Source organism: Streptomyces venezuelae, from assembly GCF_008642315.1.
Classification (GTDB): Bacteria; Actinomycetota; Actinomycetes; order Streptomycetales; family Streptomycetaceae; genus Streptomyces; species Streptomyces venezuelae_D.
Map to the genome: position 1 here is coordinate 3,670,884 of NZ_CP029192.1, position 16,669 is coordinate 3,687,552.

Genomic DNA, 16,669 nt, shown 5'->3' on the forward strand with positions numbered 1-16,669 from the left:
CCGCGCCGAGGCGACATGAAAGCGGTAAACACACGCCGCTCACCAGCGTTTTCCGTAACGATCAGAAACCGCCGAAAAGGTTGTACGCGGCGCGTGTGACATTGTGAAAGCGGCCGAGGCCGGCACAGGCCCTAGACCTTGCCGAGTTGGACGTCGACGATGTCGGGCGCCACCTTCGGGTCCTGGTCCGCCGTCGGCGTCCCGATGCCGCCGGTGCCGTCCTTCTCGGCGTCCCTGTCGCGCTGGACGCCTTCGGGGTCGTAGAGGTTCGACGCGTCGAAAACGGCGAGCGTCGCGCCGGTGCGCACGACCGTGACGCTCTCCCGCATCACGTACTCGCCCTTGCGGTGGGCGATCTTGTACGAGACGGCCTCGTCGCCCTTGTGCGGTGCGGGGAGCGACCGTACGCCGATGTAGCGCTGCTCCCCGGCCCGGAAGGCCGAGCACTTCTTCGACCGCGTCGCCGTGCGCAGGTCGGTCATCGTGCGCTCGGCGTCCGACGCGGCGAGGGAGGACAGACCGACGCGGGTCGTCGTGAAGTCCTTGTCGTCGGTCGGGGTCAGGATGCGGCTGACATGGCCAGTGGCCTTCCCCTCAGCGCTTTCGGCGCCTTGGGCCTTCTCCGCGGCGCCTTGGGTCTTCCCCACCGTGCGTACGTCGAGCATCGCCGCGAGCGGGGCGCACTCCGCCGGGGAGGGCTTGCCCACGGGCGGCGCGGCGGCGGAGGAATCGGACCCGGATCCGGACTCGGACCCTGCCCCGGACTCGTCCGGCTTCTCGACCTTGTAGCCCTTCACGTCCCCCGCGGCCAGGGCCGCCTTCTCCAGCTTCGACGGGCCCGCACTCGCGGGCGGCTTCGCGCCCTTGTCGGCGTCGCCGCCACCGTCACCACTGCTGCAGGCCGCACTCACTCCGAGTGCGACCACGACCGATACGGCCGCCACGACGCGCGACACCGATGGCTTCACGTTCTGACTCCCCCGACGGCTTTCCGCCCTGTATCCGGAACTACGACTACATCTACGACGGAGGAAGATCGAATCTGGTTCCGCTGCTCACCGGGTGACGTGCCGTCGGCTCACCAGCCCCAGAACCAGAAGCGGAACGGGCTGAGCAGGACGATCGCGAGGGCCATGCCGCCGAGGACGATCACCACGCTCCACACACGACGGCTGCGCTCGGACCTGCCGCCGCGCCCCCCGGTCGAGCCCGTCGGCATCGCCCGCCAGTCGTCCGGGCGCCACCGCGCGGACTCGGCCTCGCGCTTCGCGCGCCTGCGCCGGAACCGGCCCGCCTCCTCGACGCGTTGGCGCGCCGCCTCCTCGTCCAGGCGCCGCAGCCGCTCCGCCACCATGCGCGCCCGCGCGGACGGCTCCTTCGGCGCCGACGAGCGGATCTCCCGCTCGCTGTCCTTCTCGAATCTCTCCCACACCTCGTCGGGTATGGCCACGCTGTCCCCTCCCCTGTTCCCCGGGCGCCCTGTCAGGTGCCCTGCGAGCGGGGGAAGTTCTAGCACGAGCCACTGACAACGGGCCTGTGAGGCACACCACATAAGAATTCTGTGAAAGCGAGGACAACCATTCACAGGCGTCACAGGTCATCCATGCAGCAACAAGAGTCAGTGCCAAGTCAGTACCAACAGTGAGCAAGTACCAAGAGCCACCCCGCGTCTCCGACTTCTGAGGTCTTCATGAAGCTTCGTCGTGCCATGGCTGCCGCGGCCGCTACGGCTGCCATAGCCCCGATCGCGCTGCTGTCGGCCCCGGCCGTTTCCGCGGCCGAGGGCACGTCCACTCCGCCCGCCCCGGCCGCGGGAGCGCCGACGGAGTCCGCCACGGCGACCCCGCCCGTGACGCCGCCCGCGCAGACGGCCGAACCGGACAAGACGCCCGGCAAGCCGACCCCGCCGACGGAGCCCCCGGCCCCCGAGAAGAAGCGCTCGGACGAGGTGAAGACCCCGAAGACGCCGGAGGTCCCCGAGGTCCCGGACGAGGCCGCCGAGGAAGCGCCCGCCACGTGCGAATCCGACGACGGCAGCACGGACCCCGACTCCGTGCTGGAGGTCGACTTCGTCGGACTGCCCAAGAAGATCGTCGCGGGCAGCGGCTGGCACCGGTTCAAGCTCAGCGCCGAGAACCCGACGGACGAGCCGCTCGGTGACGTGCACTGGACCGCGTTCGTGAACAACCTCGGCGCCGACGCGAAGAAGAAGGACGGGCTGCGGTACTTCACCGAGGTGCAGTACCAGGACCCCGAGACCAAGGAGTGGACGACGGTCGAGAGCCCGCTCAACGACGGTCTCGCCTACGGCGACGTCGAGCTGGACGCCGAGGACAGCGTCGACGTCAAGCTGCGGGCCAAGGTCGACGCCAAGGCCCCGGCCGTCGACGGATACGTGGAGGGCCTCGGCTCCTACGTCGACTCCGAGCTCGACTGCACGCACACGTCGTCCAAGTACCGGCCGCTCACCATCGTGAAGGCCGGCGACGAGACCGCCAAGCCTTCGCCGAAGCCGTCCTCGTCCCCGTCGAAGACGGCGCAGGCCGCGCCCTCGCCGCAGGGCAGTGCTTCGGAGGCCCCGGCTCCGGCCACCGGCAGCCTCGCCGAGACCGGCTCCAGCTCGATGCTGCCGACCGTCGGTGTCATCGGCGGTATCGCCGTCGTCGCCGGTGCGGGCGTCGTGTTCGCCGTACGCCGCCAGAAGGCGGACGGCACGGCCTGAGCCGACCAGGCCACATCGGCCACCTGATCACGCGGAAGGACCTGCGCTCGGAGGGGGGTGCAGGTCCTTACGTGTGTCCGCACGTGTGTCCGCACGTGCCTCCGCGCGGCTCAACGGTCCGCCGACGCCTACTTCTTGGCCGGCACCGTCGGCATCCCCAGGAACGGCAGCCTCAGCGCGCCGAACGCGTCCGCCGGGACCGCCGGGGTCTTCGGTTCGACGGCCGCGAGCCGCACGTACCGCGCGCCCTGCGCCGGACGCGGGTCCTCCCCTCCCTTGTTGGGCCAGAACGACATGGCGCGCTCGGCCTGCGCGGTGATCGTCAGGGACGGGTTCACGCCCAGGTTCGCCGAGACCGCGGCGCCGTCGACGACCGAGATGCCGGGGTGGCCGTAGAGCCGGTGGTACGGGTCGATGACGCCGGTTCGCGCGGAGTCGCCGATCGGGCAGCCGCCGAGGAAGTGCGCGGTCAGCGGGGTGCCCATGAGCTCGCCGACGTTCGATCCGGGGAAGCCGTTGATCTCCTGCGAGAGGAGCGAGGCAGCGCGGGTGGCCTCGGGGATCTGGTCGGGGTTGGGCGCGCCGTGGCCCTGCCGGGCGGTGAGCAGCCCCTTTCCGACGCCCTTCTCCTTGCGGTACGTGGTCAGGGAGTTGTCGAGCGACTGCATGACCAGGCCGATGATGGTCCGCTCCGACCAGTGCCGGTTGGAGAGCGAGCGGACCATCAGCCACGGGTGGCGTGCCACGTTGCCGAGCCAGCCCGCGACCCGCGCCTTGCCGCCCCGCACGCTGTACGGGACCTGGAGCACCGTGAGGCTGCCCATGGCGTTGGACTTCTTGCCGTAGCGGACGGGCTCGATGTGGGTGGTGTCGTTCGGGTGGATCGACGAGGTGATCGCGACGCCCTTGGTGAAGTCGGCACGCTCCACTCCGTGCTTCTTGCGGTAGCGGCGGTCGGTGGTCTGGGCGCCCACGAGCGCCTCGGAGTTGGTGCGGGTGAGGCTGCCGAGGCGTGCGGAGATGTGCGGCAGCAGGCCGGTGTCCTTCATGCGGTGCAGGAGCGTCTGCGTGCCGTACGTACCGGCGGCCACGACGACCTTGCGGGCCGTGAACGTACGCCCCTGGCCCTTGCGCTTCTTGTCGGTCGGCAGGGTCGCGACGGCGAAGCCGCCCCGGGAGTCCTCGGTGACGGCGACGACCGACGTCATCGGGTGGACGACCGCGCCGGCCTTCTCCGCCAGGTACAGGTAGTTCTCGTTCAGGGTGTTCTTCGCGCCGTGGCGGCAGCCGGTCATGCACTCCCCGCACTCGGTGCAGCCCCTGCGGGAGGGGCCCGCACCACCGAAGTAGGGGTCGGGAACTTCCGCGCCGGGCTTGGACGTTGAAGAACCGTCCGCGTCCTTCTCGTCGCCGAAGAAGACGCCGACGGGTGCCATGTGGAAGCTGTCGCCGACCCCCAGCGCCTGGGCGGTGGCCTTCAGATGGACGTCCGACGGTGTCATCGTCGGGTTGAGCCGCACCCCGAGCATGCGCTTGGCCTGCTCGTAGTAGGGGCGCAGCTCGTCCTGCCAGTCCGTGATGTCCTTCCACTGCGCGTCCTTGAAGAACGGCTCCGGAGGTACGTAGAGGGTGTTGGCGTAGTTCAGCGAGCCGCCGCCGACCCCTGCGCCCGCGAGGACCATCACGTTGCCGAGCAGGTGGATGCGCTGGATGCCGAAGAGGCCGAGCGCGGGCGCCCACAAGTAGTTCTTCAGGTCCCAGGAGTTCTTGGGCAGTGTCGCGCGCGTGAAGCGGCGGCCCGCCTCCAGTACGCCGACGCGGTAGCCCTTCTCCGTCAGACGCAGCGCGGACACGGCCCCGCCGAAGCCGCTGCCTATGACGACGACGTCGTAGTCATACCCGTCGTACCCGTCGTGCGCGGCGTGCCCGTCATGCGCGGCGTCCTCGCCCACGGGGTCCAGGTTTTGGGCAGAGCTCTCCTGTGACATTGACTCTCCTCGTTGAGAACTAACGCACTAGCGCAGGCGAAGCGCCTTCATGACCTTCAGGCTGGTGCTCATGAACGCCGCGTACTTCTCGTCGTCCAGACCGAACGCCGGCGCCAGCGGCATGACCCGCTGGGACGCCACGGTCTGCGCCTCGGTGTACTTGAGGATTCCCTCGGAGCCGTGCCGACGGCCGAGACCGGAGTCCTTCATGCCGCCCATCGGGGCCTGCGCGCTGCCGTAGGCGGGCGCGTAGCCCTCGTTGACGTTGACCGTGCCGGTGCGCAGGCGGGCGGCGACCTTGCGGCCGCGGCCGCCGTCCTTCGTCCAGACCGAGGAGTTCAGGCCGTACGGCGTGGCGTTGGCGAGCTCGACCGCCTCGTTCTCGTCCGTGAAGCGGTAGATGGAGACGACCGGACCGAAGGTCTCCTCGTTGCAGACCGCCATCGGGGCCTCGACGCCGTCGAGGATCGTGGGCTCGTAGAAGTAGGGACCGATGTCGGGGCGCGCGACGCCGCCCGCGACGAGCGTGGCGCCCTTGGCGACGGCCTCCTCGACGTGCCGGGTCACGGTCTCCAGCTGCCGCTCGCCGACGAGGGAGCCCATGTCGGCGCCGTACGCGAGGGACTTGCCGAGCCGCATCGCCTTCGTGCGCTCCGCGAAGCGCGCCACGAACTCGTCCGCGATCGACTCGTGGACGTAGAGCCGCTCGATGGAGATGCAGAGCTGGCCCGCGGAGGAGAAGCAGGCGCGCACCGCGCCCGACGCGGCCTTGTCGACGTCGGCGTCGTGCAGCACCAGCATGGCGTTCTTGCCGCCGAGTTCGAGCGAGACGCCGACCAGGCGTGCGGCGGCGCCCTGCGCGACCTCGCGGCCGGTGCGGGTGGAGCCGGTGAAGGAGACGTAGTCGGCGTGCTTGACGATCTCGGGTCCCACGACGGGGCCTTCGCCGAGGACGACCTGGAAGACCTCCGCGGGCAGGCCCGCCTCGATGATCAGGTCGCGGGCCCAGAGCGCGGTCAGGCAGGTCTCCGTGTCGGGCTTCATGACCAGGGCGTTGCCCGCGGCGAGGGCCGGCAGCGCGTCGCCGACCGAGAGTTCGAGCGGGTAGTTCCAGGGGGCTATCTGGCCGACGACGCCGCGCGGCTGGCGGTTCTCGGTGACCTTGGTGAGGACGGGGACGACGCCGGTGTGCCGCTTCGACGCCAGGTAGGAGGGTGCCTTGCGGCCGTAGTGCCGGGCGGCGACCACGACGGCCTGGACCTCCTCGTGCGCGTGCAGCCGGGACTTGCCGGTCTCCAGCTGGATCAGGTCGAGGACCTCGGCCTGGCGCTGCAGCACCAGGTCGTGGAAGCGCAGCAGGACGGCGGCACGCTGCTTGGCGGGGGTCCTCGCCCAGGCGATCTGGGCGGTGCGGGCCCGCTGGAAGGCGGTCGTGACGTCCTCGGGGGTGGACTCGGGCAGGTCGGCCAGCTTCTCGCCGGTGAGCGGCGAGTGGTTGGCCGTCCGTCCCGACCCGATGACGTCACGGGTGAGCTGGGCGATCAGCTCGGGTGTGACCACGTCGGCGGCGGTGCGCGCGCCGTCGGGGGCCGGGGCGGTCGGGTTCGTTCCGAGGGGCGCTGCGGTGGCCTGCGAGTCCGTCATGCACGTGAGAGTAGGCCTCCACCAGGCTTTTGGGTACCCATCGGTAACGGGGGTTCACGGCCTCCGCACATGACGCCAGTGATTGCTGGCGACAAAGCCGCTGATCAGGCCGTTACCGCTGTGCCGAGCGACTTCTCAGAGTTTGTGGAGCTCCAGGTCCGCGATCGCCCTCTCGGCGACCTCGCGGCCCCGTCCGGTGAAGTCGCCCTTGCCGGGATAGTCGATCCACAGCCGGTACATGTTCCCCGCATCGGTCCGGTAGTACAGGATCCTCGCCTCGCGCGGCAGCTCGGTCTGCGAGTCGGTGTACGTGACCGTGTTCTCGGCGGCGCTCCGGTCCCGGTACTTCGTCTCCTTGGTCGTGGCGGCGGGTGCGGGGTCGCTGGACATGTCGCTGATCGACGACTCGCCGCTCTCCTCGAACGTCTCCGCGTCGGCGTACGCCTGGGCGGCCGCGGTCCCCGCGACCTCGAGCGAGGTGTCCTTCTTCTCCGCGAGATCGAGCGTCACGAAGACGGCGCCGCTGGGATCGGTGTATCTGGCCCAGGACTTGTCCGTGTCGGTGGCCTCCGGCTTGCTCTCCACGTAGCCCTTCGGGACGGAGACCGTGGCGGAGACCGCCTTCGCCTCGTGGTTCGCCCAACTCTCCGCGTCCGAGCCCCCGAAAGGATTCAGCGCCACGAGCACGCCCGCGGCCACCGCCGCGACGACCACTCCGGCGACGACGGCGAGCGCCTTGCGGCTGAGGAAGACCCCCTTGCCGCGCCCCTGGTCGCCGCCGCCCGCGACGGTGACGTGCTGCGTCGGCGCGGGCTGTGGAGGCCTCGCCGCCTCCTCCAGGAGGGCGCGGACCCGCGCGGCATCGGGGCGCTGGGCGGGGTCCTTGACCAGCAGGCGGTTGATCGCCTCGGCCAGCGGGCCCGACGCGGACGCGGGCGCCGCCGGGGTCGCGTTCAGGACGGACTGGAGCGTCGCGGGGGTGTTGTTGCGGCGGAAGGGGGAGACGCCCTCGGTCGCCGCGTACAGGACGACGCCGAGCGACCACAGGTCGGACGCCGGTCCTGGCCGCTGGCCGAGCACGCGCTCCGGCGCGATGAACTCGGGCGACCCGACGAACCCGCCGGTGTCCGTCAGATTGGTCTCGCCCTCGATCTGGGCGATGCCGAAGTCGGTGAGGACGACACGGTCGTGCCGGCCGAGCATCACGTTGTCGGGCTTCACGTCGCGGTGCAGGATGCCCGCGCCGTGCGCGGCGTCCAGGGCGTTCAGCACGTCGAGGCCGATCCTTGCGGCCTCGCGGGCGCCGAGCGTGCTCTCCTGGAGCGCGGCGCCGAGGGAACGGCCCTGCACGAGTTCCATCACGATCCACGGCTGGCCGTCCTCGACCGCCACGTCGTGGACGTTGACCACGGCCGGGTGGTCGAGGCGGGCGGCGGCACGCGCCTCGCGGCGCATCCGCTCGAAGGCGTTGGCCCGCTCGCGCTCCGGCAGGTGGTCGGGGACGCGCGGCTCCTTCACGGCGACCTCGCGGTCCACCGTCTCGTCCTTGGCGCGCCACACCGTGCCCATGCCGCCGTGGCCGAGCTTGGCGAGCAGCCGGTAGCGCCGCGCGATCAGCCGTCCGGTGCCGGGCTCGGTCCCGTGGGGCGGTTCGGGGGCGGGCGGCTGGTCCGGCACGACCTGGGTCGGCGGGGCGTACGGCTGCGTGTACGGGTTGTCGGGGTGCGCCGCGCCGCCCTGGCCGGCTTGCCCCGGTACGCCCGGCGGTCGTGGTGGCTGGAGGCCGAAGCTGGTGGGTTCGTACGGCCCGTAAGAGGCTCCCCCGTCGTTACTCATCCCCCATGCCTACCCCGCGGAGCACCTCGGTTTCCAGCCAGCCCCCGCATTGTGACCGGGGTGATGCACGTGGCGGGACGCCTCGGCGTACCCGAAAGGCCGGGGCCGCTGTCACCCGCGTACGCGCACCGCCCGGGCCCCCTCACCTGCGTACGAACGTGTCCACCGCCGCGTCGAAGTACCTCCGCGCCTGCGCCGCCTCCCCGACCGGCGCCGACACCCATACGTCGAACATCCGGCCGCCCTCCTCCCAGCAGAGGTCGAGCGTGCGGCGGCCGTCCTTCTCGTTGCGCGGCCCGTCCCAGGTGAACTCGAGCAGCGCCGCCGGCCGGCCGTTGCGCGTGGTCTCCGAGACCCTGCCGTCGCGGTATCCGGGGTTGTCCCGAGGGCCGTTCGCGTCGGCGCGGCGCTGCGCGGCGAGCGGGCCGCCCCGGCCGGCCGCCGCCTCCTCGATGCCGATGCGGTACGTCCCGTCGGACGACGCGTAGAACACGCGGGACCCGTCCGCCTGACGCCGGAAGCCTTCGGGGACGGCGAGCGCGAAGCCCCTGGGATCCTTCGCGATGCGGTAGCCCTGGGGCGCCTGCGGCGAGGACGGCCGCGCCGTGGGGGTCGTCACGGTGACCGTCGGTGTCGGCGAGCTCTGCGTCGCCGTGGCGGAGGAGGGCGGGGCCGGTGTGCCCCCGCCGTCGCCGTCCCGGCTCAGCAGCAGCGCCGCGGAGACCCCGGCGCCCGCCATGGCGGCCACCAGAGCGGCGGCGATCATGAAGGTTCTGCCGTGCTTCTCCGGCTTCACGAGCCCCGCGGCGGCCTGCGCGGCGAGCAGCTCCCGCTCGGCCTGCGTCGGGGCACCCCGGCCCGACCGCCCCGGCAGCCCGTGCAGCCCCGGGAGTCCGGGCCGCCCGGAGAGCCCCGGCAGCCCGGCCCCCGGTCTCTCCCGCACCACCGTCGGCATCCGCCCCGTCTCGACGTACACCCGCAGCAGCCCCTCCGCCTCCGCCGCGTCCATCCGCCGCTGCGGATCACGGTCGAGGAGTCCGAGCACCACGGGCAGCAGCGGATCGACGGCCGCGGATGGCCGGATCTCGTCGAAGACGACCGCGTGCAGGACGCCGCCGATGGAGTCGCGGCGGAACGGCGACTCGCCCGCGAGCGCGGTGACGAGCAGGGCGCCGAGCGACCACAGGTCCGACTCGGGGCCCGTCCGCTCCCCCGCCATCCGCTCCGGCGCCGTGTACTCGGGCGAGCCCACGAACGACCCGACCTCCGTGAGCGTCGTCGCGCCCGAGAGCTGCGCGATGCCGAAGTCGGTGAGCACGACACGGTCGGTCTCCCGCTCCAGGAGCACGTTGGCGGGCTTGAGGTCACGGTGCAGGATGCCCGCCTCGTGCGCGGTGCTCAGGGCGCCCAGCAGGTCGATGCCCATCCGCGCCACGGCGTGCGCGTCCAGCGGCCCGCCCCGCGCGATGCGCCCGGCCAGCGAACCGCCCTCGATCAACTCCATGACGATGTACGGCTGTTCGTCCTGCACCACCACGTCATGGACCACGATGACGTGCGGATGACGCAGCTGCGCCACGGCCCGCGCCTCGCGCAGGGTCCGCTCGCGCCGCTGTTCCGCCTCGGCGTCGGAGAGGGTCTCGTCGCGCGCGAGTTCCTTGACGGCCACCCGGCGTCCGAGGAGCAGATCGGTGGCGCGCCACACGACCCCCATGCCGCCCCGCCCGAGTGGCGCGTCCAGGCGGTAACGGCCCGCGATCACCCGGGCGTTGCCTCCACCCGCCGCTCCGGCGTGGTCTCCCAGGCTCCCCATGCGGCCATCATGCCCCACACGTGTGCGAACGGAATGGGTCTCGCCGCGCGGCGGCTGGTTCCGGCCGCCGCCCCTGGCTGCCCCACCCGTACGACGGGGCGCCCGGGGCCCGTGTCAGCCCTCCCGCCAGCCTCGGAGCATCGAGTCGAACTGCTGTCGGGTCTTGTCCCAGCCCTCGGCGGGGGCGGACAGATAGATGGCGTACTCGACGCCGTCTTTGCTCACGTAGGTCTGCTCGATGGCCCGGCGCGGCCCCCTGGTCCTGTCGTTCACCCCGGACGTCCAGCTGAAGTCCCAGAGCGCTCCGTGCTGCCCCCGGAACGTGTTCGAGTCGAGATGCAGCCGCTTGTAGTCCTTGTAGTTCAACAGGCCCTTCTCCAGCTGCAGCTGATGCGCGTACGGCGACTCGGCGTCCGGGGACTTGTCGACGCCGATCCGCAGGAAGCGCCGGCCGTCGTCCGGCGTGTAGTCCACCTGCGTGCCGTTCACCTGGCGCTGCCAGCCCTTGGGCAGCATGAGGCTGAAGCCGTCGGGGTCGTACACCCGCTTCCAGTCGGCGGGGATCCCGCGCGGGGACTTCCCGTCCTCCTGGCTCGTGCCCTGCCCCTGACCACCCTCGTCGGCGGTGAGGCGCAGGTAGCCGAAGACCCCGGCGCCGCCGAGCAGGGCGGCCGCGACCACGAGGGCGGCGACGGCGAGTACGCGGCGGCGCCGCCCGGACGGGGCGGGCGCCGGTGCGGCCGCCGTGGTGGGCCCGCGGTCGTGCGGGGCGGTCGGGGCGTACGGGGCGGCGTGGTGGTACGGGGACGCCTGGCTGTACGGGCCTGCCTGACGCTGCGGGGTGACCTGGTCGTACGAAGGGGACGTCTGGTCGTACGGAGACGTCCTGCCGTACGAAGTGGTCGGGCCCTGCTGGGCGGCGGGGCCCTGCGTGGCGCTCTCGGGCTGCGTGTTCGCCTGGGTCGGCACATAGGGCTGCGGCATGCCAGGCCGCCGCCCCTCCGCCGCCTCGGCCAGCATCGACTCGGCCTCCGCCGCGGTCGGCCTGGCCGCCGGATCCTTGCGCAGGAGCGCCTCGATGATGGGCGCGAGGAGCCCCGCGTGCTGCGGCGGTTCGGGCTCCTCGGTCACCACGGCCTGCATCGTGCCCAGCGGCGACGTACGGCGGAACGGCGAGTTCCCCTCGACCGCCGTGTACAGCGTCGCCCCGAGCGCCCACAGGTCGGACGCGGGCCCCGGGTTGGCGCCGCTGACGCGCTCGGGCGCCAAATAGTCGACGGAGCCGACGACTTCCCCGGTCCGCGTGACCGTGGAGTCCCCCTCGATGGCGGCGATCCCGAAGTCCGTGAGCAGGATGCGCCGGTCGTCCGAGAGGAGTACGTTGCCGGGCTTGACGTCGCGGTGCAGCACCCCGGCGGCGTGCGCGGCCCGCAGCGCCTTCAGGGTCCACAGGCCGATGCGGGCGGCCTCGACGGGTTCGACACGGCCGTCGTCCTTGACCGCGTCCGCGAGCGAGCGGCCCTCGACCAGCTCCATCACGATCCAGGGGCGGTCGTCGTACTCCAGGACGTCGTGGACGGTGACGACGGCGGGGTGGTTGATGCGGGCGGCGGCGCGCGCCTCCGTCTGGGTACGCGTGAAGAGGACCGCGCGGTCGGCCTCCTGCACGTACTGCGCGGCCGTCAGTTCCTTGACGGCGACGGCACGGTGCAGCACCTCGTCCTGTGCGCGCCACACCCGTCCCATGCCACCGCGGCCGATGGACTCGGCGAGTCGGTAGCGGCCCGCGAGGACCAGGCCCTGCATCTGATTCACGTTTCCCCACAATGGTCTTGACAGGGCCAGGTTAAGGAGCGGGAGCCGCGCAGGGAACCACAGGGGGGCTTAGGAGACCGCACTGTGACGCATGCCGTGCATGTCCCGATGGCCGGATTCGGCTCAGTCGGTGACCCGATAAGTGGCCGACGCCTGCTCGTACAGCCGGGTCACTTCGTCCCGTTCTGCCTCCGGGCCCCGCACCTGGACGACGTGGTACTTGCCGCCGACGACCATCGCGAGATTGCGGACGAAGACCTCGCGGCCCGCGTCGTCCTGCCAGGTGAACTGCCCCTCCGCCATGGCCCGTCCACCGACGTCGATGCGGCGCATGCCGCTCGACGTCGCCCACGAGGAATCGCGGAAAGGCTGCAGCTCACGCTCGTGTTCGCGCTGGTACTTCATGGGGTCGGCGCCGTAGCTGTCCGTGGAGTCGCGGCCCGGCACCAGCAGCAGTTCGAAACCGCCGTGGGTGTAACGGACCTGCCCCCTGCCGTTCTTGGGCTCGCGGTCCCAACCGCCCGCCACGGCGACGTGGAACCCTTCGGGGTCCTTGCGGACGACGAACCCCTGCGGCACCTCGGGGCCGGAACTCTGCGGCTTCGACGAACCGGGATCCTTGCCCGGCTCGTCCTTCTCCTTGCCCTTCCCCTCGTCCTTCTCCTTGTCCTCGTTCTTGTCCTTCTCGCCCTTGCCGTCGCTCGGCTCAGGGGCGGAACTGACCTCACCGGCGCTCCCCGCGCGGTCGCCTGAGCGGTCGTCGGTCTTGGGCATGAAGACCATGGCGTACGCGACCGCCGCGGCGAGCCCGAGCAGGATGGCGATCAGGAGCAGCCGGCCGAGCGAACGGGGGCGGGCCGGGCCGCGCGGGTGCGCCTCGCGGGGCGGGCGAGGGCCGCTGTGGCCCTGGAGGGGCGAGACGTCGGGTACGTCGTGTCCCGGCCTGCCCTGCGCCTTGCCGCCCTTCCCCCGGCCGCGCTTGTGCCGTCCGTGCGCCTCGACGTTCTTCGAGGCGTTCTTTCCGGCGTTCTTCGCGGGGTTCTTCCCGGCGACCGCGGCGCCCCGCCGCCTGCGCACGACCTCGCCCCGGCGGCGTACGACAGGCAGCCGACCCGCGTCGTACGGCGGCACCGGCACGACGTGCGCCCCCGCCTCCGGCTCGGGCGCGGAGCGCACCAAGGAGCGCAACCAGCCGCTGAGCTCCTCGAAGTCGAGCCGCTCTGTGGGGTCCTGACGGAGCAGCGACTCGACGACGGGACGCAGCGGGCCGCACTCCTCGGCGAAGGCGGGCGGCTCGGCGCACACGAGCTGGACGAGTTCGGCGGTGCTGTCCTCGGGGTACGGCGCGTGGCCCTGCACGGCGCGGTAGAGCAGCGCCCCCAGGGCCCACAGGTCCGTGGCGGGGGCGATGGGCGCGGCGAGCTGCCAGTTCTCGTGCACGGGCCCGGCCTGTTCGGGGGCCCACCGCTCGGTGACGGCGCCGACGACCACCATGCGCGCGAGCCGTGCGCGTTCGGCGGCGAGGGCGGTCGCGGGGCCGCGCACGGGGGCGCTTTCGGTATCGCCGTCGTCCCATCCGCCGCGCACGGGGGCGCTTTCGGCGTCACCGTCGTCCCGCGCCGGAACCTCCCGCCGCGGCACCGCCCCGTGCCACGGCTTCTTGCCCGCCACGCCGTAGGGGTCCGATATCCGCCCCGCGGGTTCGGCCTCGGACGCGGGCGTGGGGGCGAACCCGGGGCCGGACGCGAGGTCGAACTCGGGGTCGGGCGCGGGATCGAGCGGCACATCCCCGGTTTCGTCCGCGGCGTCGCCGTGCCCCGTGTCGTACTCCGTTCCGTACTCCGCGACGTTGCCGACCGACCCCGCCGAGCCCGTCGCCTCCCCCGCCTCCACCGGCCGCGGGTCGTACCCGCAGAGGGCCTCCTCGGCGGCGCCCGCCGCCAGACCCGTCAGCATCACGCGCCCGTCGTCGCAGATCAGGACCGTCCGCGCGGTGATGTTCCGGTGCACCCAGCCGTACGCGTGCAGCACCCGCAGCGCCGCGAGAACGTCCGCCGCGACCTCGGCCGCGCGGTACGGACTCAGCGGCCGGTCCGCGAGGAGCGCCGCCAGCGGCCGCGCGGCGACCAACTCGCTCACTATCCACAGCGAGCCGTCCTCCGCGAACACGTCGAAGACCTGGTCGAGCCGCGGGTGGTCGGGTATCTGGGCGGCGGTCTGCGCCGCCTCGATGGCGCGCCGCACCGCCGGGTCCGTGGGCCTGCGCGTCGTCCTGGTGCCGGGCAGCCGGGCCGCGGACCGCCGCACCCCGGGGCCACCCGCTCCCGCCCGCGGCAGGAACCCTTCGGGCAGGTCGGCCATGTGGGCGGCATCAGCGGCGTCGGGGGCGTATGCCTCGTCGACCACCTCCGCCTCGACGATCTCGGGCAGCGGCACCTGCCGGACGAGGACTTCCTGCCCGCTGTACGTGTCGAAGGCGCGCGACTCCGCGAACTCGTACGCGTCGGAGGGCGGCAGCGGCAGGCGGTAGCGGTCGGCGAGCACCCGTCCCGCGTAGTCGTCCACGATGCCTTCCCCGTCCGCCCGGTGGTCAAATCCGTTCGTCTTGCGGCGCGTTGCGGCTGCTTACGGTCCGCAAGCACTCACGATACGTGCCGTTGGTGAACCGTATTGAGGGGATTCGAGATCCCGGCCTCAGGACTTCGGCTCGAACGTCTTCGTGAAGGTCTGCCACGTGGCGCGACGCTTCTCGCCGTCCCAGTCGTCGGCCTTGGCCGTGTACATCATTCCGTAGCCGAGGCCGCCGTTGACGACAAAGCCGCGGTCTATCGACCGGTACTTGGTCCCGCCGTCCACGTAGGTGAATTCCCAGTCGGCCGTGTTCCAGCCGCGGAAGCCGACCTTCTCTATACGGATCCGGTCGTACTGCGGCCGGACCATGTACTTCTCCTGGTTCTTCCAGTCCCCTACCGGGTTGTCCTTGGGCGTCGTCGTCCAGCCGACCAGCAGCTTCTGCCCGTCGGGGCCGCCGAACCGCGCGCCCGCGCGGCCCGTGGACTGGTACTTCCAGCCCTTCGGGAGCCCGATCGCGAAGCCTTGGGAGTGCTTGTACGTCGACTCGGCGCCGTCCTCCGGCTTCTTGGCGTCGTCGTCCTTGCCCGGGTCGTGGCCCTCGCCCTCGTCCGGGTCGCCGCTCTCGTCCTTGCCCGGATCCTTGCCGTCGTCGCCCGTGCCGGTGCCCTGGCCGTCCTCCTTGCCGGAGTCCTTGCCCTTGTCCTCGTCCTTGCCCGGGTCCCCGCCGCCGGTCGCACCGGCGGACACGGCCTTGTCGCCGCCCTTGTTGTCCTTGCTGTCCGCGTTGTCGTCGCCGAGCGCGAGGGCGAGCACGGTGCCGAGCACGGCGAGCACGACCACCATGGTCACTATGACCAGCGTCCGGCGCGGCACCACGTCGGTGAGCGACGCCTTCGCGGGCGCCCGCGGCGGCACGCCCGCGGCCCCGTTGGCCGCGGTTCCGTTCGCGGTGCCCTGCGCGGCTCCGGCCGCGCCGCCCGTGCCGCGCGCGGTGGCGGACGCGGCCGCCTTGCGCACGGACTGCAGGGCGCCCTTCAGCCGGTCGGCCGTCTCCCCGGCCCTGCGCCCCTCGGGACGCGCCGTCCCGTACGTCGTCGCGGTCCCGGCGTTCCCGGCGGGGGCGGAGGACCCGACCGAACCGTGCGCGGCACCGGCCGCACCGGCGGCCCCGGCTGCGGCACCCGTGCCCTTCGACGTCTTCGACGCCTTCGTCAGCCTGTTCGGCTTGGGCACCCTCGACGCCTTCGGCGGCTTGGGCGGGGCCGGAGGCAGCGGCACCACCTTGGTCGCCTCGACCGGCTCGGGCTCGGGCTTGGTCTCGGGGGCGTAGATGACGTCCTTGAGGAGCGCACGTGCCCCGGCGTCGTCGAGCCGCTGCTCCGGGTCCTTGGCGAGCAGGCCGTAGATGACCTTCTCCAACGGTCCGGCGTTGACGGGCTGTTCGACGTCCTCGGTCATCACCGCGGTGAGGGTCGCGATGGCCGACCCCTTGTCGTACGGGGGCACGCCCTCCACGGCCGCGTACAGCAGCCCGCCCAGCGACCACAGGTCGGCCGCGGGACCCGGCTTGTGCCCGCGGGCCCGCTCCGGCGAGATGTACGACGGGGCGCCCACGAGCATGCCGGTCGACGTGATCGACGGGTCGCCCTCGACCTGCGCGATGCCGAAGTCCGTGAGGACGACCCGGCCGTCCTCGGCGATGAGCACGTTCGACGGCTTCACGTCGCGGTGCAGGATGCCCTCGCGGTGCGCGGAGCGCAGCACGTCGAGCACGGCGAGCCCGACCTCGGCCGCGCGCCGCGGCGTGAGCGTTCCGTCCTCGCGGATCGCCTCGGCGAGCGACTTGCCCTCGACCAGTTCCATCACGATCCACGGCCGGTCGTCCTCGTCGACCACGTCGTAGACCGTCACGGCGCTGGTGTTGCGGATCCGCGCGATCGCCTTGGCCTCGCGCAACGTCCGCGTGATGAGCCGCCGCTTCTCCTCCTCGTCGATGCTCGAGGGGAACCGCAGCTCCTTCACCGCGACCGTACGCCCAAGGGTTTCGTCCTTGGCGCGCCAGACGGTGCCCATGCCTCCGCGGCCGAGCACCTCTCCCAGCCGGTACCGGCCGGCGAGGAGACGTTCGCTCTTGTCCCGACGGGCGTCACCCGTCTGCTCCGCGTCCGACATGCGTCCCCTCTGCTGCTACCGCTGCTACCCGAGCAACCCGCCCTGACAGAGCCTTCATTGTCCCTTACTCGGCGACCGGTCGGCGCCCAGGGTCCGCCGGCCCCC

General features: G+C 72.1%; 10 protein-coding genes. 1 reads left to right on the top strand and 9 read right to left on the bottom strand.

Annotated features, from left to right (window positions below):
* Window positions 1-131: 131 nt before the first annotated feature.
* Together DEJ48_RS15480 and DEJ48_RS15485 are read right to left on the bottom strand one after the other, a co-directional pair.
* Window positions 132-968: a hypothetical protein gene (locus DEJ48_RS15480; protein WP_150216688.1), complete on the bottom strand. Its 837-nt coding sequence runs from the start codon at window positions 966-968 to the stop codon at window positions 132-134.
* A 110-nt stretch (window positions 969-1,078) separates the two neighbouring features.
* Window positions 1,079-1,450 (bottom strand): hypothetical protein, encoded by a 372-nt coding sequence (locus DEJ48_RS15485; protein WP_223832059.1) that lies wholly within the window; start codon window positions 1,448-1,450, stop codon window positions 1,079-1,081.
* A 240-nt stretch (window positions 1,451-1,690) separates the two neighbouring features.
* Between DEJ48_RS15485 and DEJ48_RS15490 the strand changes: the two genes are divergently transcribed.
* The gene (locus DEJ48_RS15490) at window positions 1,691-2,722 is read left to right on the top strand and encodes a hypothetical protein (protein ID WP_150216689.1); all 1,032 of its coding nucleotides are present in this window, start codon (window positions 1,691-1,693) and stop codon (window positions 2,720-2,722) included.
* 128 nt (window positions 2,723-2,850) lie between these two features.
* Here DEJ48_RS15490 and DEJ48_RS15495 read toward each other — a convergent pair whose 3' ends face one another.
* The 7 genes from DEJ48_RS15495 to DEJ48_RS15525 form a co-directional block, all read right to left on the bottom strand.
* Window positions 2,851-4,710 carry a GMC family oxidoreductase gene (locus DEJ48_RS15495; protein WP_150216691.1) on the bottom strand — a complete coding sequence of 620 codons (1,860 nt, stop codon included), beginning with the start codon at window positions 4,708-4,710 and terminating at the stop codon, window positions 2,851-2,853.
* A 27-nt stretch (window positions 4,711-4,737) separates the two neighbouring features.
* Entirely contained in the window at window positions 4,738-6,354 is a 1,617-nt protein-coding gene (locus tag DEJ48_RS15500) for a succinic semialdehyde dehydrogenase (RefSeq protein WP_150216693.1), read from the bottom strand.
* Between the two features lie 135 nt (window positions 6,355-6,489).
* Window positions 6,490-8,190, bottom strand: a complete 1,701-nt coding sequence (locus DEJ48_RS15505; RefSeq protein ID WP_150216694.1) for a serine/threonine-protein kinase — start codon at window positions 8,188-8,190, stop codon at window positions 6,490-6,492.
* Window positions 8,191-8,332: 142 nt separating this feature from the next.
* Window positions 8,333-10,003: a serine/threonine-protein kinase gene (locus tag DEJ48_RS15510; protein WP_150216696.1), complete on the bottom strand. Its 1,671-nt coding sequence runs from the start codon at window positions 10,001-10,003 to the stop codon at window positions 8,333-8,335.
* A 114-nt stretch (window positions 10,004-10,117) separates the two neighbouring features.
* Window positions 10,118-11,809 (bottom strand): serine/threonine-protein kinase, encoded by a 1,692-nt coding sequence (locus tag DEJ48_RS15515; protein WP_150221204.1) that lies wholly within the window; start codon window positions 11,807-11,809, stop codon window positions 10,118-10,120.
* A gap of 132 nt (window positions 11,810-11,941) precedes the next feature.
* A complete protein-coding gene (locus DEJ48_RS15520) occupies window positions 11,942-14,383 on the bottom strand; it encodes a protein kinase (protein ID WP_150216698.1) in 2,442 nt (813 codons plus the stop codon).
* Between the two features lie 129 nt (window positions 14,384-14,512).
* Window positions 14,513-16,564, bottom strand: a complete 2,052-nt coding sequence (locus DEJ48_RS15525) for a serine/threonine-protein kinase (RefSeq protein ID WP_150216700.1) — start codon at window positions 16,562-16,564, stop codon at window positions 14,513-14,515.
* Window positions 16,565-16,669: the final 105 nt, after the last annotated feature.

Excerpts from the sequence above, each read along its gene's own strand:
- DEJ48_RS15490 (WP_150216689.1), top strand. The coding sequence starts at position 1,691 with ATGAAGCTTCGTCGTGCCATGGCTGCCGCGGCCGCTACGGCTGCCATA.
- DEJ48_RS15495 (WP_150216691.1), bottom strand. The coding sequence starts at position 4,710 with ATGTCACAGGAGAGCTCTGCCCAAAACCTGGACCCCGTGGGCGAGGAC.
- DEJ48_RS15500 (WP_150216693.1), bottom strand. The coding sequence starts at position 6,354 with ATGACGGACTCGCAGGCCACCGCAGCGCCCCTCGGAACGAACCCGACC.
- DEJ48_RS15505 (WP_150216694.1), bottom strand. The coding sequence starts at position 8,190 with ATGAGTAACGACGGGGGAGCCTCTTACGGGCCGTACGAACCCACCAGC.
- DEJ48_RS15510 (WP_150216696.1), bottom strand. The coding sequence starts at position 10,003 with ATGGGGAGCCTGGGAGACCACGCCGGAGCGGCGGGTGGAGGCAACGCC.
- DEJ48_RS15515 (WP_150221204.1), bottom strand. The coding sequence starts at position 11,809 with ATGCAGGGCCTGGTCCTCGCGGGCCGCTACCGACTCGCCGAGTCCATC.
- DEJ48_RS15525 (WP_150216700.1), bottom strand. The coding sequence starts at position 16,564 with ATGTCGGACGCGGAGCAGACGGGTGACGCCCGTCGGGACAAGAGCGAA.